A 19,055-nucleotide genomic window follows, 5' to 3' on the forward strand; every position below is an offset into this window, starting at 1 on the left:
TCATTATACCTATGCCGCGTTCGACAGATGTTAACGCTCCGTTAAGTCGAGGTAAAAATACGCAAAAAAAAGGACTCCGGTCCCCCCTTACAGGGAAGAACGAGAGTCCATTTTCGCTTGAGCCACGACCAACTTGTAGCCGACACCTCGGATCGAATCGATATGCACCGAACCGGGGTCAAGCTCCAGCTTTTTGCGCAAAGAGCTGACATGAACATCAACCGTGCGCTGTCCGCCGATATAATCGAAGCCCCACACCGCGTTCATCAGATCGTCGCGGGTCATCACGACGCCGGGTTTGCGCGCCAGATAGAGCAGGACTTCGAATTCCTTCGGCCGCAGGTTGATCGACTGCTGGCCGAGTGTCACTTCATATTTATCCGGATAAATGGTCAGCGCACCCAGGCTGATCTTCGACTCGGACACGGCGGGAGCCGCGTATTCCGATTCTTCGCCGGAGGTACGTCTGATGACCGCCCCGACGCGCGCCAGCATTTCCGATACGCCAAACGGTTTTGTGACATAGTCGTCCGCGCCAAGTTTCAATCCCAGCACGATATCTTCTTCCGCATTTTTTGCGGTCAGAATCACGATCGGCGTCTTGACGCCGGAAGCGCGCAGCTTCTCGAGAATTTCGATTCCGCTCATGCCGGGCAGCATCAAATCGAGCAAAATCAAATCGAAGGCTTCCCTGCGAGCCCGTTCGTACCCGCCCGTTCCGTGCTCTTCAAGCACAACCTCATAACCGTCCTGCGACAGATTGTAAGAAATCAACCGGGACAGCGTCGGCTCATCTTCGATGACGAGCAATTTCCTAGCCATTGGCTCGATCCCCCATTTCGTTTGCCTGCGGCGCTTGCACAAGACCGCTGTCTTTCACGCTTTGTATGTTTATCCGGTGTAATCCCCGCAAGCGGATTCACCGTTTTTCGGCATGAATCGACAGGTTTATGCCCTCGCCTTGTTTTGACCTCCATCAGCATATCATGGCATTGTTAACGCTGTGTAAAAAATTAAGGATTTTCCTGAAGCACCGGCAGTTCCACGTTAAAAGTGCTTCCGACGCCAAGTACGCTCTCGACCGAAATCGATCCCCGGTGCAGTTCCACCAGATGTTTGACGATCGACAGCCCAAGCCCCGTACCGCCCGAACTGCGCGAACGCGCTTTGTCTACCCGGTAGAAGCGCTCGAAGATCCGCGGCAGATCCTTTTTGGGAATACCGATCCCGTTATCCGATACGCTGAACCGGACCCGTTCGTCTTCATATTCTCCGTCCACGAATTCTTCCGCTTTGATCGATACGCGGCCGCCTTCGGGCGTATAACTGATTCCGTTGCCGACCAGGTTGATAAAAATTTGCCTCAGCCGATCTTCGTCCGCTTCGATAAACAGCTCTTCCGGCACCTCCAGGCGAATCTCGATCCGTTTATGTTCGGCAGCCCCTTCCAGCACCTTACTGACCGACTGGAACAGTGTCAGCACATGAACGGGTGCATAGTCGAGCTGGATACGGCGGGATTCGATCTTGGACAAATCGAGAATATCGCCGATCAGCCGGTTCAGCCGCTCTCCTTCGTCGTAGATGATCTTGAGGAAAGAACGTGCCGTGTCTTCGTCTTTTACGCCGCCGGCCAGCAGCGTCTCGGCAAATCCCTGGACCGCGGCGACCGGCGTTTTCAGCTCATGGGACACATTCGCCACAAATTCGCTGCGCATCCGCTCCAGACGCCGGATATCCGAGATGTCCTGAAACAGAAACAGCATGCCGTGATAAGACTCGTCCCGGACGGTCATCGGTACTCCGTCCAGCGTAATCAGTCTTTCTTCCGGCACGAACAGCGTCAATTCGTCGTGCATGCGCATCTTGCGATGCAGCCCTTCCTCGATAAAACGGGTCAGCTCGTAGAACCGCTTCAGCTCCACGTAGGGGCGTCCCACCACTCGGTCGGAACGAATCCCGAGCATCCGCTCCGCCTGGCGGTTGACGAGCCCGATTTTCTCCGCTTCGTCGACCATAATGATGCCGCCGGTCATATTGTCCAGCACATTTTGCAGCAGGCTCTCATTATCCCGGATCGTATGCATCTGCGCTTGAAGACTGTCGGCCATATTGTCGATCGAAGCGCCCAGCTGGCCGATCTCGTCGCGGCGCATCGGACCGACTCTCGCATCGTAATCGAGCTTGGAGATCCGGTTGGCCGTATCCATGATATGTTCGATCGGACGGGTAAGCCCTTTGGCCAGACGATAGCTGACCGCGGCGGCGAACAGGAACAGGACGGCCAACGCACTGCCCATGATGATCCAGCCCCGCTGCAGCCCTTCCTCCACGATGCCGAGACTCATCGACAGACGAATATACCCCTCGAACCCGTCGGAAGAAACAATCGGGGCTGCCACATAGAGCATATCCCGTCCAAGTGTATGACTGTATCGTACGGAATGACCGGGAATACCCGGACCGGATGTACGGATTTCTTCACGATCCAGGTGATTGTCCATCGAAGCCGCATCGCTCTGCGAATCTCCGATAACCCTGCCGTCCTTCGAGATAAAAGTCACCCGGGAATCGGTCAGATCGGCAAGCCGCTTCGCTTCGATGCCGAACATCGGCGCGATCGGCTCGCCTTTTTGCGGGGCGTCAGGCAGTTTCAGCAGCTCTTCCAGCAGAGCGATTTCCCGGCCCATATAGTCTTCGAGAGAATGAATATGCGAATCCCGAAATACTTTGGCCATCGTCAGGCCGGCGGCCAGCACCGAAACGCCGACTAGCACCAGCAGAATCAGCGTCAGGCGGGAACGAAATGGTTTCATGAGTGAAAGTTCTCCTTCAGCGGATACGGTTTGAATTTTCTTAATACAAACTGATGCAGGGTCGCAAGCGGCTGCTGAACCAGAATAGCCAGCACGACGGGAACGGCCGCCTGCGGCGAGAAATAACCGAGGGCAAGAACCAGTCCGAGCGAGTTGTTGCGCATCCCGGCTGCAAACGAGACCGTAACCGACAGCTCGGGCGTGCGTTCGCGAAGCAGCAGCGGGGCGTAATAGCCAAGCAGATACCCGAGAGCGACCAGCACCAGAACCGCCGGCACCACCGAGACCAGGTCGCCGCGAAGCTCATAAGCGTAAGGAGCGATCCCCGCCGCATTCAGCAAAATCACCAGCATAAAAAAGATCTTTGAAATCGGCAGCAGAACGGGAGCGGCGCGCTGTTTGAACTTTCCGCCGGAACGTTCGTAGATCACGACCCCAAGCGCCGTCGGCACGACGACCATCAGCAGCAGATCCCGCATCAGCCCGATCGTATCGAACCCCAGTTCCGCGCCAAAAAAGATCCGGATCAATCCGGGCACGACAATCGGACTGAGCGCCGAGTCGAGCAGCACCATGGCCAGCCCCAATGCCAAACTGCCTCCGGACAGCTCGATCCAGAGTACGGAAGACACGCCCAGCGGGATGACGGTAAACAGCACCAGCCCTACCGTATAAGGCGAATCGGCGCCGAACAGCGCACATCCCAGACCAAACGCGGCGACAGGAGCGACCAGATGGCTCAGCGCCAACGTCAGTACAATCGGCAGCGGACGGGCGAACACCTGCTTGAGATGATCCCGGCCGCAGCCTACGCCCATCACAAAAGTGATATAGGCGAACAGATAGGCGATGGAGGGAACCAGCGGCAGCAGAGGCTTGGAGAACACCAGGCCCGCCGCCAGCATCAAGGGTGTCAACCAGAACAGATTCCGGTCTACCCAACTGCTGAACGCCAGAGCCCCGTTTCTCATCGGATCTCCCGCTGCCGCTTTAATCCTGCGATTTTCACTTGCGTTCCTTCCTCTCCGGTTTGCTATAATGGATACCGTGTCTTCTTCATCTTACCACAAAGTTTAGAGACCGAAAGCCGCGAAACGCGCAAAAGGAAGGGTGCCTGCATTGACCATTTATCCGTTCTCCGCTTATTTATACCGTCTTAAACATATCAAACGATGGAGCCTGATGCGCAGTACGATGACCGAGAACGTCGCCGAACATTCGTATCACGTGGCGCTGCTCTCCCATCTGCTGTGCACGATCGGCAACGAATTGTACGGCAAGTCGCTCAATGCGGACCGTGCCTCCTCGCTGGCTCTGTTCCATGATGCTCCCGAAGTGTTTACCGGAGATATTCCGACCCCCGTCAAGCATCACAACGAGACGCTGCTGACCAACTTCCGTCTGATCGAACAAATGGGTGCCCAGCGTCTGAACGATATGGCGCCGGAAGCGCTGCAGCCGGTCTATGCTTCCCTGATCGGCACGACCGAACCCAACGAAGAAGACAAAGTTCTGCATGCCTATGTCAAAGCGGCCGACCGGATCGACGCCTATCTCAAGTGCGCGTGGGAAGTGGCCGCCGGCAACCGCGAATTCGCGGTAGCCAAGCACCAGACCGAAGAAAAGCTGGCCGAGTCGGCAATGCCGGAAGTGGAATACTTCCTCAAGCATCTGGCGCCGGCTTTCGAAATGACGCTCGACGAGTTGTCGACCCAGCTCGGCGAGGAAACGCAGCGGCCGGAAGTCCGCTGAGTCCAACCGGACCGTTTCCGTGAGCGCATCCGCTTTCGGCTGCCGCTTCCGCAGTCCCGGCAGGAATCAGAATCGATTCTCGAAAAAAATCAACAAAAAAAGCCGTTTCATCCGGCGCGTCCGCGCGGGATGAAACGGCTTTTGGCATAGGCGAAAAACAAAAGCATTAAGGAAAAAAGCTTTCTTGTCCCGCTGCGGCTTTACCCGTTGATGACTTCGCCGCCGTTGACATGAATAACTTGGCCGCTGACGTAGGAAGAATCCGGAGAAGCCAGATAGACGTAAGCCGGAGCCAGTTCGGAAGGCTGTCCCATTCGGCCGAGCGGCTGCGATTCGCCAAACGACTCGACTTTTTCTTCCGGGAAAGTCGACGGGATCAGCGGGGTCCAGATCGGCCCCGGTGCCACGCCGTTGACACGAATCTTCTGCTCCGCCAGGCTCATCGACAGCGAGCGGGTGAAGCTGACGATCGCCCCTTTGGTCGACGAGTAATCGAGCAGTTCCGGGCTGCCGCGATAAGCCGTAATCGAAGTCGTGTTGATGATCGAGCTTCCTGCTTTCAGATGCGGCAGAGCCGCTTTGGTCAGGAAGAACATACTGAAAATATTCGTTCTAAACGTCCGCTCCAGCTGATCGGCTGTGATATCGATCAGCGATTCTTGAGGATGCTGCTCTGCCGCATTGTTGACGACGATATCAAGTTTGCCAAACTTGTCGATCGTCCGCTTGATCGCTTCCTGGGCAAACGACTCGTCGCCCAAATCGCCGACAATCAACAGGCACTGTTTGCCTTCCGCTTCGATCAGACGCTTCGTTTCTTCCGCGTCTTCGTGTTCGCTGAAATACAAAACGGCTACGTCCGCGCCTTCGCGCGCATAATGGACCGCTACCGCGCGGCCGATGCCGCTGTCGGCTCCGGAAATAACGGCGGTCATGCCTTCAAGCTTGCCTGCCGCTTTGTAGGTAGGAGAAATATACTCGGGTCTCGGCGTCATTTCCGATTCTGTTCCATGCCCGTCAAGCTGCTGGGCAGGAGGACTTTGGGGTCTTTGTTCATTGGCTTGCTGTTCGTTGGTTGGCATTGTCGAAAACTCCCTTCGTGTAGGTCTTGAGGTGTCTTTAGCTTCCGTTGGATACTTACCACTCTGCGCGAACAGCCAAACAGTTCAATCCAAAAAAAGGAGCAAATCCCCAATTTTCAAATAGGACTTTTGCGTGAGGCCGGCATAAGGCAAAAAGACGCCCACGCCGCCGCTGCGGCTGTGGACGCCAAAATTGGACATGAAGAAGGTTCCGCCCTGCGGTAGACTCTTCAACCTTACGTTTACTCCGGCAGTCCCGAAGCGGCAACGGCAATCACGCCGCGGACCGAATCGGCCGACTTGTCGAGTGCCGCCTTCTCCTCGGGCGTCAATTCGAGCTCGAATATCTTCTCGATGCCGTCTCCGCCCAATACTGCCGGTACTCCCAGGAACAGGTCCCGATAACCGTACTCGCCTTCCAGCAGCGCAATCACAGGCAGAACCCGCTTCTTGTCTTTCAAAATGGCTTCGGCCATCTGGACCAGCGAAGCGGCCGGCGCATAATAGGCGCTGCCGCTGCCCAGCAGATTGACGATCTCTCCGCCGCCTACACGCGTGCGCTGGACGATCTCGGCAATCCGTTCTTTGGCAATCAGCGATTCGATCGGGATTCCTCCGACGCTGGAATAGCGGACCAGCGGCACCATATCGTCACCGTGGCCGCCCAGAACGAAGCCGCGTACGTCTTCGACCGATACGTTCAATTCTTCGGCGATAAAGGTACAGTAGCGTGCGGTATCCAATACCCCCGATTGTCCGATCACGCGGTTCTTCGGAAAACCGAGTGTCTGATAAGCGGCATAGGTCATCGCGTCGACCGGATTGCTCAGAATCAACACGGTGGTTTCCGGAGCCACCCGGCGAATCTGTTCGCAGACCGAACGGATAATGCCCGCGTTCGTGCTCACCAAATCGTCGCGGCTCATGCCGGGTTTGCGTGCAATACCGGCCGTGATGATCACCAGGTCGGAATCTGCCGCTTCGTCGTAATTCGACGTCCCGGTGACTCGGGCATCAAAGCCTTGTACCGGAGAAGTTTCCAGCAGGTCGAGCGCTTTGCCTTTGGTCGGATTCTCCAACTGCGGAATATCGAGCAGCACGACGTCTCCCAGTTCTTTTTGCGCGATCATCAATGCGGTCGTCGCGCCGGTAAAACCGGCTCCGACAATCGTAATCTTTTTGCGTGCATGGGTCATGGCGGTTGTGCCTCCCTTTTCGGAAATGGGTAACTCGGGTGTCGATGCCCAAAAAAAGAACGGGCGGAAAAAGAGCCGTTCCAGGCTCCTTTTCCGCCCGTACGCGGTAAGGCTATTATTGCATATTGCGAATGACTTCGTCGGCGAACGCCGAGCATTTCACTTCGGTTGCGCCTTCCATCAGACGGGCGAAATCGTAAGTGACCGTTTTGTTGTTGATCGACGCTTCTAAACCTTTGTAGATCAGGTCGGCCGCTTCCTGCCAACCCAGATGCTCAAGCATCATAACGCCGGACAGAATCACCGAACCCGGGTTCACGACGTCTTTGTCCGCATACTTCGGAGCCGTACCGTGGGTCGCTTCGAAGATCGCATGGCCTGTGACGTAGTTGATGTTGGCGCCCGGAGCGATCCCGATACCGCCGACTTGTGCCGCCAGGGCATCGGACAGGTAGTCGCCGTTCAGGTTCAACGTTGCGATAACGTCGAAGTCGGTCGGACGGGTCAGGACCTGCTGCAGCGCGATGTCCGCAATAGCGTCCTTCACGATGATCTTGCCTGCGTCTTCAGCCGCTTTTTGAGCCGCGTTTGCCGCATCGGTACCGTCTTTTTCTTTGATTACGTCATATTGTGCCCAAGTGAACACTTTGTCGCCGAATTCCGCTTCCGCCACTTCGTAACCCCAGTTCTTGAAGGCGCCTTCGGTGAACTTCATGATGTTGCCTTTATGCACCAGCGTAACCGTTTTGCGGTTGTTGTCGATCGCGTATTGAACCGCTGCGCGAACGAGACGCTTGGAGCCTTCTTCGGATACCGGCTTGATGCCGATTCCGGACGTTTCCGGGAAACGGATCTTATTGACTCCCATTTCGTTTTTCAGGAATTCCAGCACTTTTTTGACTTCTTCGGTGCCTTCCTGATACTCGATGCCCGCATAGATATCTTCCGTGTTCTCGCGGAAAATAACCATGTCGACCAGTTCAGGACGCTTAACCGGTGAAGGTACGCCCGTGAAGTAACGAACCGGGCGCAGGCAGACGTACAGGTCAAGCTCCTGACGCAGCGCTACGTTAAGCGAACGGATGCCCCCGCCGATTGGCGTCGTCAAAGGTCCTTTGATCGCTACGATATATTGACGGATTGCAGTCAGCGTATCGGCCGGCAGCCACTCTCCGTATGTATTGAAAGCTTTCTCGCCCGCAAACACTTCATACCAGGCGATCTTTTTGCTGCCGCCGTAAGCTTTTTCAACGGCTGCGTCAAATACGCGTTTGGAAGCTTTCCAGATGTCACGGCCTGTGCCGTCGCCTTCGATAAACGGAATAACCGGGTTATTCGGAACGACGAGTGTACCGTTTTCGATCTGAATTTGTTCTCCCTCAGTCGGTGCAGTGAATTTTTCAAATTTAGACATGAATGGAATTCCTCCTTCGAAGTGTTGGTACGGTTTCGGGGCATGCCGTATGGAAACAACCTGCGCCCGCAATCTCTTCTATTGTAGCTTATGACGGATGAATTTTGAACAAAACGTGAATCTTTTGCCGAAAAAAACCGCCCGTGGCTTATAAAGCTTCCGGGCGGTACCCGACAAAAAGCGTTTAGCGCTGCGCGATCGGCAAGTACGTCAGATCCAGCTCGCCGACATACTCGGCACGCGGACGGATCAGACGGTTGTCTTCGTACTGTTCGAGAATATGCGCGGTCCATCCGGATACACGGCTGATCGCGAAGATCGGAGTGAACAGCTTGCGGGAAATGCCCAGCAGCGTGTACACGGAAGCCGAATAGAAATCGACATTCGGTTTCAGACCTTTTTGCGAAGTCACCAGTTCTTCGATCTTGACCGACATCTCGTACAGCGACGAATCGCCTTTGGCCTCGCCCAAACGGCGCGACATTTCCATCAGATGCTTCGCGCGCGGATCGCCGTTCTTATAGACACGGTGGCCAAAGCCCATGATTTTGACTTTGTTGTCCAGCTTGTCTTGAACGTAAGGCTCCACTTTTTCGAGGGAACCGATCTCTTCCAGCATCCGCATGACGGCTTCGTTCGCTCCGCCGTGCAGAGGGCCTTTGAGTGCGCCGATAGCCGACGTTACCCCGGAATAAATATCCGACAGCGTCGCCACGGTAACGCGGGAAGCGAATGTCGAAGCATTCAGCTCGTGGTCGGCGTGCAGCACAAGCGCTTTGTCCAACGCTTCGATAGCCGTTTGTTCCGGCAGCTCGCCGCTCATCATGTACAGGAAGTTCTCGGTAAGACCCAGGCCTTCCTTCGGTGCGATCGGCTCCTGGCCTTCGGCGATCCGGGCCAATGCGGCAACCAGTGTCGGCAGCTGCGCCTGCAGGCGCTCCGCTTTGGTCAGATTCGATTCACGGGTCATTTCGTCCGCTGAAGGATCGTACAGGGCAAGGCCCGATACGGCGGTTCTCAGCGCAGCCATCATGTTCATATCTTTTGGATACAACTTCATCTGCTCGATCAGCTGCGCCGGAACGGCCGAATACTGCTGCAGATTGCTTCTCAATTTCGCCAACTGTTCCTCATTCGGAAGCGCACCGTGCCATAGCAGGTAGGCCACTTCGTCGAACGAAGCGTTTTCAGCCAGATCGTCGATGTTGTACCCCCGATATGTAAGCACGCCGTCCACGATCGAACTGATCGAAGAAGTTGCGGCTACAATGCCTTCCAGACCTTTAGTCGCTGTCATCGTACATCACTCCTCTTAGAATGGAACGGATAAATGCAGGCGGTAATTCTCAGGAGCACGCGATGTGTTTGCAACCCGCAGACTTTTGGCAGGCCTTCGGGTTTGAAACACACCCCAAATATTTGTAACCGTTTTTAGCGATTTACAAACGTTTGGGCCCCGGTCTCGACATCTTGCTCAAAAACAACAAGACATGTAACCTTACTCTTAGCCATCATACCGGATTTTGTCATTTTTTTGAACATTTCTATGAATCTCTGAGGAATCAAATTGTTTTATCGGTCCGATAAAATACATTTGAAACCCCTTACAGTGATATATGTTACAGGAGTGAGCAAGCGTTTGCAAGTTCGGTAAATGGTCAAAAACCGTTCGCCTAAGGCGAACGGCTCGGCAAGGAAGTCTGTAATCAACGTCGGTAAAAGGTGATGCCGCCGCCTTTTTTCATCCGTTTTTCGATCCAGCGCATGGCGGCCCGGTGATAAAGCGGGCGAGTCAGCGGAAAGACCAAGGTAAAACCGATCAGGTCGGTAAGAAATCCCGGTGCGATCAGCAGGGCGCCTCCGGCCATAATACAGACGCCGTCGACCAGCTTGCGGCCGGGCGGCTGACCGCTCTCGGCGAGAGCTTTGAGATCGCTCATCGCTTTTCTGCCTTCGAACTGTACCATCGCAATCCCGATTACCGTCGTGGCGAGAACCAGAACGAAAGTCTTGAAAAAGCCGAAATATTCGATCAGCCAGGCGAACACGGCCGCTTCGAGGATGACGGCCAGAATGAACAGGATAGCCATTTTATTTTTCATGGGGGTCTCCTCCTTGTATACTCGCATGCGCGGAAAACCAACTGTCGATTCGTCCGTAGATGTCCGGGGCGGCTTTATTCAAGCGAACCGGCTTCCACTCGGAGCTGAGCCAGACATGATCGGTCTCTCCCGTATTCAGCAGCGTGCCGGGACGGTCTTCTTCCGGGCCGAATTCGGCCGCTTCGACGCTCCACGCCGCCGGATCTTCGCAGCGGCGGACTTCGTATTCGTACTCCAGACGCAGCGGCGAAAATCCGCGGATGCGCGCGTAGACCCAGATTCGGTCGTCGTACCGGGCCGGGCTGACGAAGCGGGAGCGGACTTCGAGTACAGGCAGATAGATGCCCTGCTCCTCGATCTCCCGGTAGGACAATCCGATCGTGCGGATCATCTCGGTCCGCGCAATTTCAAACCAGTTCAAATAATTGGCGTGATAAACGACCGCCATTTTGTCGGTTTCCTGATAGCGTACATTCAAGCCCGTTCGAAACCAGCGGCTTGGTGAGTCGGAACTTTTCGTTCCCGGATTGCTTCTGATCATGCCTTTCCACTCCTTGTTATCGGACAGATGCCGAAAAGTGAATCTTTCGTCCTCCGCCTTAAGCCTTGTCTATTCATTGTATACGAAAAGAGGACCCGATTGCCAACCCGGGCCTATGTCCCGCGCCGCTGCCTTGGCAAAACAAAAAAGCCGCCCGGACGGCGGCTTGGAACGTCGAATGAAGCGACGAACCAAACGGCCGGAAGGCGGCTTTTGTCAAAAAAGGAACGGTGTGCGGGTGCGATCCTAGTGAACGTGGTCAACTTTGATCAGGTTCGTCGAACCGGAACGTCCCAATGGTACGCCCGCCGTGATGACGACCAGATCGCCTTCTTGTACGATACCGGACTTTTTGGCGCCCTGGATCGCACTTTCGAACAGTTCGTCAGTCGTTTCGGCCACTTCGCCTTTGACCGGGATAACGCCCCATGCCAGAGCCAGACGACGAAGCGTCTGTTCCTGCGTCGTTACCGCGATGATCGGAGCGATCGGGCGGTACTTGGAGATCATGCGAGCCGTCGTACCCGATTGGGTCGAAGTCACGATCGCTTTGACGTCCAGGTTCCATGCCGCGTGAGCGACCGATTGGCTGATCGATTCGGTTACGGATTTCTGCTGCGCTTCGCTTTGTTTCTTCAGAATCTCGCGGTTAGCCATTGCGGACTCCGCTTTCTCCGCGATACGGGCCATCGTCAGTACCGATTCTGTCGGATATTTGCCGGCAGCCGTTTCGCCGGACAGCATGATCGCATCTGTACCGTCGAGGATCGCGTTTGCCACGTCACTCGCTTCGGCGCGTGTCGGACGCGGGTTGCGCTGCATCGAATCGAGCATTTGCGTAGCCGTGATCACCGGTTTGCCGGCACGGTTGCACTTCTCGATCATTTGCTTTTGTACCAGGGGTACTTCTTCGGCAGGGATTTCTACGCCGAGATCGCCGCGGGCAACCATCAGGCCGTCGGAAACTTCAAGAATTTCGTCAAGGTTGTCGACGCCTTCCTGGTTTTCGATCTTGGAGATGATCTGGATATGCTCGGCGTTATGCTTTTTCAGCAGTTCGCGGATTTCCAGAACGTCGCTTGCTTTGCGTACGAACGAAGCAGCGATGAAGTCTACACCCTGTTCGATACCGAAAACGATATCGTTGGTGTCCTTCTCCGTGATGCCCGGCAGCGAGATGCTTACGCCCGGTACGTTTACGCCTTTGCGGCTTTTGATTTGTCCGCCGTTGACGATGCGGCACGTGATTTCCGTACCTTCGACTTCGGTAACGGTCAGACCGATCAAGCCGTCATCGATCAGGATCGTGGAGCCGACCGATACGTCTTTTGGAAGATCGACGTAAGAAACGGACAGGCGGTTTTTGTCGCCGGCGATTTCTTCGGTCGTCAGCGTGATGAACTCGTCTTCGACCAGGTCGAGCGGCTCAACAGCGATTTTGCCGGTACGGATCTCCGGACCTTTGGTGTCCAGCAGCAGGGCAACGCTCTTGCCGAGCTCCTGGCAGGCTTGACGAATATTTTTAACGCGGTTGCCGTGCTCTTCGAAATCACCGTGGGAGAAGTTCATTCGAGCGACGTTCATGCCCGCCATGATCAGTTTTTTTGTGTTCTCCAGCGACTCACTTGCCGGACCGATTGTACATACGATTTTTGTTTTACGCATTTGGGTTCCTCCGTTTTTTGATCTCTGCGATCTCTGCTTGGCCTCTCGATGGAGGCTTTCTCTGTCGACCAGTACCCTTTCAACTCTTAATCAGAGGTTTACGTTTTCCTGAAACGTGCACGCTTTAGATGCGATTCCGTCGGAGACTTCGTACACGCTTCAGGTACGAAATCTCAGGGGAGCGTAACCTTACCTTTAGTGTTGACAAGGTACTAGTACCTTGACCGATAATGATGTTAGGTTACGCCCCTCGAAAACCCGCTTGAAACATACGTGTTTCCGATGAACGCAAACCTTAGATTTAATTCGGTCAAGGTACTAGCGTGTTCCAAAAAGGAAATACATGCGCACCCTTCCGCGTCACCGCACAAAAAGAGACCGGTTTGCGGTGCTCCGACCTCTGTAATCCGCGTGTGGAAGTCGGTTTTTCGGATGGTTATAAAATCCTCACCAACAATTAAATCTACACTAAATTCGCGGTTTTGTATAGGTTTTTAAGGTAAAAACTGCTCAAGAGTTCGGTAAAGCCGGTCCGGACGCATACTGACCCATCCGGCGGAATTTCTCATACCGCTGGGCAATCAGCGTTTGGGCATCCAGCCCGCCGATCTCGCCCAGGTGGCGTTCCAGCGCTTCGCGGATCGCAAGTCCCGTCGCTTCATAGTCGCGGTGTGCGCCGCCTCTCGGTTCGGGAATGACTTCTTCGATCACCTTGAAGTCCAGCAGATCGGGTGCGGTGATCTTCATCGCTTCCGCCGCCTGGTCGGCTTTGGAAGCGTCTTTCCACAGAATCGAAGCGGCTCCGTTCGGAGAAATAACCGAATAGATGGCATTTTCCAGCATCAGCACGCGGTTGCCCACGCCGACCGCTATCGCTCCGCCGCTGCCGCCTTCTCCGATCACGATGCAGATGACGGGAACTTTGAGCATGGCCATATCCATCATGCTGCGGGCGATCGCTTCCGATTGCCCGCGTTCTTCCGCCGTATTGCCGGGATAAGCGCCTTTTGTATCGATAAAAGTCACGACCGGACGGCCGAATTTCTCGGCCTGTTTCATCAAGCGCTGCGCTTTGCGGTAGCCTTCCGGATGGGGACTGCCGAAGAAGCGGGCGATATTGTCTTTGGTATCCTTGCCGCGCTGGTGGCCGATGACCGTAACCGGACGGCCGCCAAAACGCGCAATACCGGCTACAATCGCCATATCGTCGCCGTACATGCGGTCGCCGTGCAGTTCGACGAAATCGCTGAACACGTACGGAATCAAATCAAGCGTGGTCGGACGCTGGTGATGGCGCGCCAGGTGCATTTTTTGCGCCGGAGTGACATTTGTGTAAATATCCTGCTGCAGCTCGACATAACGTTCTTCCAGCCGGGAAATTTCGTCGCCGAAATCGATTCCTTTTTCCTGTCCGAACTGTTTGAGCTCGTCGATCTTCTTGCGCAGCTCTACCAGAGGCTGCTCAAACGCTAATTCTCCCGCCATTCGTCTAGAGCTCCTCCTTTTTACTGTGCATGCCGATCAGTTTGCCCAGCATCGTTTTCATTTCTTTGCGGTGCACGACCAAATCGAGCTGTCCGTGCTGCATATTGAATTCTGCCGTCTGGAAATCGTCCGGCAGTTTCTGGCGGATGGTCTGCTCGATCACGAGCCGTCCGGCAAAACCGAAGGTCGTGCTCGGCTCCGCAATGATGATGTCTCCGAGCATCGCAAAACTGGCCGATACTCCGCCCATCGTCGGATCGGTAATCACCGAGAGATACAATCCGCCTTTTTCCGCGAACTGGCCCAAAGCCGCACTGGTCTTCGCCATCTGCATCAGACTGAGAATGCTCTCCTGCATCCGCGCTCCGCCCGAAGTCGAGAAAATGATCAGCGGCAGGCCGTATTCGCCCGCATGCTCGATGATCCGTGTGATCTTCTCGCCGACGGCCGATCCCATACTGCCGCTGAAAAAGTCAAAACTCATGACGGCTACCGCAACCGGCTGGCCGTTGATCGCGCCTTCTCCGGTCACGACCGCTTCATTCAGCCCGGACTTCAGCTTCTGCTCCGCGAGCTTGCCGGCGTAACCGGGAAACTGCAGCGGATCGATAGACACCACATCGTTGTCGTGTTCCACGAAGCTGCCTTCGTCCAGGGTCATTGCGATACGTTCCCCCGCGTTCAGACGCATATGATGGCCGCAGGATGTGCATACTTTCAGGTTTTTCTCGAGTTCCTTGCTGTACTGTATCGCTCCGCACTTGCTGCATTTATTCATGAGCCCTTCCGGGATCTCCCGCTTGGGGCGCTGCTGCGTTTCCGCATCGCCGCCTCCGGCGCTGCGATCGGGAGGAAGGGTTGCGTACTTTCTTTTTTTCTGAAATAAATCCTTGAACACCACTACACCTCTTCAGCCGTTATTTGGCGGGCCTCGCCTTGAAGTTCGCTTCTGACAAACCGCACTGCTCTCTCGCTTCCAGCCCGGCCGGATCGGCTCGGGTCAAGGGTGCAGAATATGATTCAGCACCTCCTGGACCTCCTCGAGTTCACCGGAAGGAACCAGAATCTCGAACTGCTGCTTGGACATGTTGACGGGGCGGATTTTGACGAGAAATCCTTCTTCGGTAAGCCTGCGCTCAAGCTTCTCCGCCAACTTGGCGGTAGAGGCGATATAGATCACCGTCCACATGAACAATATGTCCCCCTTGTCGACTGTCCGTATGAACCCGTTTCCTCTGCATAATGGCTTAATGATACCATAAGGCTCTTTTTTTTAGCAACAGAATCGGCGGCCGGTCTGGCTAGAGCCTCGCCGCCGGAACAAAAACGCACAGACCGGATCCGCGCATCGGGGGATGCGCAGGTCCGGTCCAATGCGAAGAAGGAACGGTTAAATTCTCTATTTGACCCGGACGGTTCCGCTGCCGAGCAGTTCTTCCATCTGGCTGAACAGCTCCGGCGAAGGTTCGATCCGGTAGGCGTCGCTCAAGGCCATCAGCTTCTGCGTATCTTCATAGAACAGTACGGTCGGCATCGTGCCCGGATGGGTCTGCAGCATGGTCTTGAGCGTCTCGAGCAGCTCGGAACTGCGGCGGTCCGACGCAATCTTGACGAAGACGCGCTGCGGCGTACCGCCGGTTGGGGCCGGCGCTTTGCCGCCCGCGGCGCCGGACTTTGCACCTGCAGGCGCAGGTGCTGCGGCGTTTCCCGCCGAAGCCTTCGGGCCGCTGCGGGAAGATCGGGCCGGACGGCTCGGGCCGCCGCCGCGCGATTCGCCGCGGGCCAGCAGGCTGCGTACGGAGTCTTCGCCGAGCGGCAGGACGGTATCCGCGAGCAGCTTGAAGCCTTCATCCTGCTGTTGGACCTTCGCCCGCAGTGCGACCAGCGCGCCCGGCTGCATGATTTCCTGACTTCGTTTCCACACTTCGGGGAACATCACGAGCTCGCAGCGCTCGATCTGGTCTTCGATCTCCGCGAAAGCCATCGCCTTGCCCTGCTTGGTTGTGATCGTCTTCAAGCTGACGACCATACCGGCGGTCACCGTGTGGCTCTCGTCCGGCGCCTCGCCGAGTTCCATCAGCTTCTGCACGCCGGGCTCGCCGAGCAGCGTTTCGTAATCGTCCAGCGGATGGCCGGACAAATACAAGCCAAGCAGCTCGCGCTCTAGATCGAGCTGTTCCGACGACGTGTAATCGCGTACGTCGGGGTATTCGATCTCCCAGTTCGGCGTCTCCACGAAATCGAACATCTGGATCTGGAAATCTTCGCGCTCTTTTCGCCATTTGGCGGCGGCGTCGAGCGCTTCGTCCAGCATGGCGAGCAGCTGTGCCCGGTGACCGGGCAGCGAATCGAACGCGCCAGCCTGGATCAGCGCTTCGATCACGCGCCGGTTGCAGGTCTTGGGATCGACGCGGCGGCAAAAGTCGAGCAGGCTGTCGAACGGGCGCTCCGCGCGTTCGTCCATCACGTTTCGAATCGCGTTCGTGCCGACGTTCTTGATCGCGGCAAGGCCAAAGCGCAGACTTGCCGCGCCGTCTTCGTCGGAAGGCGTGAACAGCATGCCGCTCTTGTTCACGTCGGGCGGCAGCACCGGAATATTCATCCGGCGCGTCTCGACGACGTATTCGGCCACCTTGCGGTGGTTGCCGGTCACGGCGGCGAGCATCGATGCCATGAATTCGACCGGGTAATGCGCTTTGAGATAGGCGGTCTGGAACGCCAGCACGCCGTAGGCGGCAGCATGGGCACGCGGGAAGCCGTAATCGGCGAAGCGTACGATCATGTCGTACACTTTGTTGGCGTCTTCTTCGCTGTAGTCCTGCCCCAGGCTGCCGCGCACGAAGTGGCCGCGTTCTTCGTCGAGCGTCTCGCGCTTTTTCTTCGAGACGGCCCGGCGCAGCAGATCCGCTTCGCCGAGCGAGAATCCGGCCATCGTCGAAGCGATCTGCATGATTTGTTCCTGATACACGATAATGCCGTGCGTATCTTCCAGAATCGGCTTGAGGTCTTCGTGCGGATAATCCGCGGCGACCAGGCCGTGCTTGACCTGGATATAGTTCGGGATGAATTCCATCGGGCCCGGACGGTACAGCGCCACAACCGAGATAATATCCTCGATTACCGAAGGTTTCATCTCTTTCATCACCCTGCGAATCCCCGGCGACTCGAGCTGGAATACGCCGGTCGTATCGCCCCGGCCCAGCAGTTCATAAGTGCCGGGATCGTTCTCGGACACGGCTTTGAAATCGACCGCCGCTCCGGTACGCTCGGCGATCCATTTCTGGCAGCGTTCGATGATCGACAGCGTGCGCAGTCCGAGGAAGTCCATTTTGAGCAGGCCGACCGCTTCCAGACTTTCCATCGGATACTGGGTCAGCGCCGTCTTCTCTCCGCCTTCCTGCAGCGGGACGTAATCCGTCAGAGGTCCCCGCGCGATCACGACGCCGGCGGCGTGCGTCGAAGCATGCCGCGGCATGCCTTCGACCCGCCGCGCCGTCTCGATCAGACGTTTCGCGTCGGGAGACGCTTCCAGTCTATCGCGCAGCGCCGCATTCTGGGTCAGGGCACGCTCGATCGTCATGCCGACCTGTACCGGAATCAGTTTGGCCGTCTTGTCGACTTCGCCGTAAGGCAGCGCCAATACGCGGCCGACGTCGCGCACCGCCGCGCGGGCGGCCAGCGTACCGAAGGTGATAATCTGTGCGACACGGTCCGATCCGTATTTGTCGGTCACGTAAGCGATGACTTCGTCGCGGCGTTCGTCGCTGAAATCGATATCGATATCGGGCATCGTGATCCGTGCCGGATTCAGGAACCGTTCGAACAGCAGATTGTATTTGATCGGATCGACATCCGTAATGTTCAGCGCGTAGGCCACGAGGCTGCCCGCGGACGAACCCCGGCCCGGACCCGTGACAATCCCCTGCTCATGCGCGTAGCGGATAAAGTCCCAGACGATCAGGAAATAATCGGAAAATCCCATCGTTCCAATGACGCCAAGCTCATACTCCAGCCGTTCGTCCAGTTTGCTCCGATGGGCGGCGTCTTCCCAGCCCGGCAGGTGCGCGTAACGGCGCTCCAAGCCTTCTTGGCACAGATCGATCAAATACTGCTGCGGCGATTTGCCTTCCGGCAGCGGCTGGTATTCCGGCAGGATCGAGCGGCCGAGTTCGATCTCCAGTTCGCATTCCTCCGCAATCTTCGCCGTGTTGGCCAGCGCCTGCGGCAGATGCGGGAACAGCCGCGCCATTTCTTCGCCGGTCTTGAGATAGAGCTGGCGCGTCGGAATACGGAACCGTTCTTCGTCCTCCATCGTTTTGCCGGTACCGATACAGATCAGAACGTCTTGGATCTCGGCATCCGGTTCGGACAGATAATGCGAATCGTTGGTCGCAATCAGCTCCACGCCGATTTCCTGGGCCAGCGCGATCAGCATCGGATTGACTTTTTTCTGTTCGGCCAATCCGTGATCCTGCAGCTCGATATAGAAGTTCTCCCCGAAAATCTCTTGGTAGCGCAGCGCCGCCGCTTTGGCTTCTTCGGGACGCCCGTTCAGGAAATGCTGCGGAATCTCGCCGCCGATACATGCGCTCGTACAGACGATGCCTTCGCTGTAGCGCTTCAGCACTTCTCGGTCGATTCTCGGTTTGTAGTGGAAGCCTTCGAGATGGCCGGCCGAGCAGATCTTCATCAGGTTGCGGTAACCCGTCTCGTTTTTGGCCAGGAGAAGCAGGTGGTAGATCGGCTGTTCTTTGCGGCTGGCCCGTTCATGCCGCGAGGCCGACGTGTAATAAGCCTCGAAACCGATGATCGGCTTGATCCCGGCGGCCCGGCAGGCTTTGTAAAACGGAATGGCGCCGTACATGACGCCGTGGTCGGTCAGCGCGAGCGACTTCATGCCAAGCTCGGCCGCACGGCCCACCAGTTCCTTGATCCTCGCCGCTCCGTCGAGCAGGCTGTATTCGCTGTGCACATGCAGATGGACAAAATCGTTCATGCGGGC

The 19,055-nt window shown here is 56.3% G+C and carries 15 protein-coding genes; 1 reads left to right on the forward strand and 14 read right to left on the reverse strand.

Annotated features, from left to right (window positions below; all coding sequences use genetic code 11):
- Nucleotides 1-87 precede the first annotated feature (87 nt).
- From HRQ60_RS09130 to HRQ60_RS09140, 3 genes are all read right to left on the reverse strand, one after another.
- A complete protein-coding gene (locus HRQ60_RS09130) occupies nt 88-822 on the reverse strand; it encodes a response regulator transcription factor (RefSeq protein WP_172195498.1) in 735 nt (244 codons plus the stop codon).
- 191 nt (nt 823-1,013) lie between these two features.
- The gene (pnpS, locus tag HRQ60_RS09135; RefSeq protein WP_172195499.1) at nt 1,014-2,816 is read right to left on the reverse strand and encodes a two-component system histidine kinase PnpS; all 1,803 of its coding nucleotides are present in this window, start codon (nt 2,814-2,816) and stop codon (nt 1,014-1,016) included.
- Nucleotides 2,813-3,787 (reverse strand): bile acid:sodium symporter family protein, encoded by a 975-nt coding sequence (locus HRQ60_RS09140; protein WP_172195500.1) that lies wholly within the window; start codon nt 3,785-3,787, stop codon nt 2,813-2,815. The genes pnpS and HRQ60_RS09140 overlap by 4 nt, the downstream gene beginning before the upstream one ends.
- 154 nt (nt 3,788-3,941) lie before the next feature.
- On the opposite strand from HRQ60_RS09140, the gene yfbR reads away from it, so the two are divergent.
- The gene (gene yfbR, locus HRQ60_RS09145) at nt 3,942-4,568 is read left to right on the forward strand and encodes a 5'-deoxynucleotidase (protein WP_172195594.1); all 627 of its coding nucleotides are present in this window, start codon (nt 3,942-3,944) and stop codon (nt 4,566-4,568) included.
- Between the two features lie 200 nt (nt 4,569-4,768).
- Here yfbR and HRQ60_RS09150 read toward each other — a convergent pair whose 3' ends face one another.
- The 11 genes from HRQ60_RS09150 to HRQ60_RS09200 all read right to left on the reverse strand — a co-directional run bounded on the left by HRQ60_RS09150 (nt 4,769) and on the right by HRQ60_RS09200 (nt 19,049).
- Nucleotides 4,769-5,650 (reverse strand): SDR family oxidoreductase, encoded by an 882-nt coding sequence (locus HRQ60_RS09150; RefSeq protein WP_172195501.1) that lies wholly within the window; start codon nt 5,648-5,650, stop codon nt 4,769-4,771.
- A gap of 242 nt (nt 5,651-5,892) precedes the next feature.
- Nucleotides 5,893-6,846 (reverse strand): malate dehydrogenase, encoded by a 954-nt coding sequence (mdh, locus tag HRQ60_RS09155; RefSeq protein WP_172195502.1) that lies wholly within the window; start codon nt 6,844-6,846, stop codon nt 5,893-5,895.
- A gap of 115 nt (nt 6,847-6,961) precedes the next feature.
- Nucleotides 6,962-8,260 (reverse strand): NADP-dependent isocitrate dehydrogenase, encoded by a 1,299-nt coding sequence (gene icd / locus HRQ60_RS09160; protein WP_172195503.1) that lies wholly within the window; start codon nt 8,258-8,260, stop codon nt 6,962-6,964.
- Nucleotides 8,261-8,444: 184 nt separating this feature from the next.
- Nucleotides 8,445-9,557: a citrate synthase gene (citZ, locus tag HRQ60_RS09165; RefSeq protein ID WP_172195504.1), complete on the reverse strand. Its 1,113-nt coding sequence runs from the start codon at nt 9,555-9,557 to the stop codon at nt 8,445-8,447.
- Between the two features lie 409 nt (nt 9,558-9,966).
- Complete coding sequence (locus HRQ60_RS09170) at nt 9,967-10,362, reverse strand: FxsA family protein (RefSeq protein ID WP_172195505.1); 396 nt, start codon at nt 10,360-10,362, stop codon at nt 9,967-9,969.
- Nucleotides 10,352-10,903, reverse strand: coding sequence for an acyl-CoA thioesterase (locus HRQ60_RS09175; RefSeq protein ID WP_172195506.1), 552 nt, complete (start codon nt 10,901-10,903; stop codon nt 10,352-10,354). Before HRQ60_RS09175 ends, HRQ60_RS09170 begins: the two co-directional genes overlap by 11 nt.
- Nucleotides 10,904-11,149: 246 nt before the next feature.
- A complete protein-coding gene (gene pyk, locus HRQ60_RS09180) occupies nt 11,150-12,568 on the reverse strand; it encodes a pyruvate kinase (RefSeq protein WP_172195507.1) in 1,419 nt (472 codons plus the stop codon).
- 510 nt (nt 12,569-13,078) lie between these two features.
- Nucleotides 13,079-14,053 carry an acetyl-CoA carboxylase carboxyltransferase subunit alpha gene (locus HRQ60_RS09185; protein WP_172195508.1) on the reverse strand — a complete coding sequence of 325 codons (975 nt, stop codon included), beginning with the start codon at nt 14,051-14,053 and terminating at the stop codon, nt 13,079-13,081.
- A 4-nt stretch (nt 14,054-14,057) separates the two neighbouring features.
- Nucleotides 14,058-14,951 (reverse strand): acetyl-CoA carboxylase, carboxyltransferase subunit beta, encoded by an 894-nt coding sequence (gene accD / locus HRQ60_RS09190; RefSeq protein WP_172195509.1) that lies wholly within the window; start codon nt 14,949-14,951, stop codon nt 14,058-14,060.
- 102 nt (nt 14,952-15,053) lie between these two features.
- Nucleotides 15,054-15,242: a glutamate decarboxylase gene (locus tag HRQ60_RS09195; protein ID WP_172195510.1), complete on the reverse strand. Its 189-nt coding sequence runs from the start codon at nt 15,240-15,242 to the stop codon at nt 15,054-15,056.
- Nucleotides 15,243-15,452: 210 nt separating this feature from the next.
- Nucleotides 15,453-19,049: a DNA polymerase III subunit alpha gene (locus HRQ60_RS09200; protein WP_172195511.1), complete on the reverse strand. Its 3,597-nt coding sequence runs from the start codon at nt 19,047-19,049 to the stop codon at nt 15,453-15,455.
- Nucleotides 19,050-19,055: the final 6 nt, after the last annotated feature.

The organism is Saccharibacillus qingshengii, from assembly GCF_013185195.1.
Taxonomy (GTDB): Bacteria; Bacillota; Bacilli; order Paenibacillales; family Paenibacillaceae; genus Saccharibacillus; species Saccharibacillus qingshengii.

What these genes read in the sequence shown, in the direction of transcription:
- HRQ60_RS09130 (WP_172195498.1), bottom strand. Translation starts at nt 822, where the DNA reads ATGGCTAGGAAATTGCTCGTCATCGAAGATGAGCCGACGCTGTCCCGG.
- HRQ60_RS09185 (WP_172195508.1), bottom strand. Translation starts at nt 14,053, where the DNA reads ATGGCGGGAGAATTAGCGTTTGAGCAGCCTCTGGTAGAGCTGCGCAAG.
- icd (WP_172195503.1), bottom strand. Translation starts at nt 8,260, where the DNA reads ATGTCTAAATTTGAAAAATTCACTGCACCGACTGAGGGAGAACAAATT.
- HRQ60_RS09200 (WP_172195511.1), bottom strand. Translation starts at nt 19,049, where the DNA reads ATGAACGATTTTGTCCATCTGCATGTGCACAGCGAATACAGCCTGCTC.
- HRQ60_RS09150 (WP_172195501.1), bottom strand. Translation starts at nt 5,650, where the DNA reads ATGCCAACCAACGAACAGCAAGCCAATGAACAAAGACCCCAAAGTCCT.
- HRQ60_RS09175 (WP_172195506.1), bottom strand. Translation starts at nt 10,903, where the DNA reads ATGATCAGAAGCAATCCGGGAACGAAAAGTTCCGACTCACCAAGCCGC.
- pyk (WP_172195507.1), bottom strand. Translation starts at nt 12,568, where the DNA reads ATGCGTAAAACAAAAATCGTATGTACAATCGGTCCGGCAAGTGAGTCG.
- citZ (WP_172195504.1), bottom strand. Translation starts at nt 9,557, where the DNA reads ATGACAGCGACTAAAGGTCTGGAAGGCATTGTAGCCGCAACTTCTTCG.
- HRQ60_RS09170 (WP_172195505.1), bottom strand. Translation starts at nt 10,362, where the DNA reads ATGAAAAATAAAATGGCTATCCTGTTCATTCTGGCCGTCATCCTCGAA.
- pnpS (WP_172195499.1), bottom strand. Translation starts at nt 2,816, where the DNA reads ATGAAACCATTTCGTTCCCGCCTGACGCTGATTCTGCTGGTGCTAGTC.
- HRQ60_RS09195 (WP_172195510.1), bottom strand. Translation starts at nt 15,242, where the DNA reads ATGTGGACGGTGATCTATATCGCCTCTACCGCCAAGTTGGCGGAGAAG.
- HRQ60_RS09140 (WP_172195500.1), bottom strand. Translation starts at nt 3,787, where the DNA reads ATGAGAAACGGGGCTCTGGCGTTCAGCAGTTGGGTAGACCGGAATCTG.
- mdh (WP_172195502.1), bottom strand. Translation starts at nt 6,846, where the DNA reads ATGACCCATGCACGCAAAAAGATTACGATTGTCGGAGCCGGTTTTACC.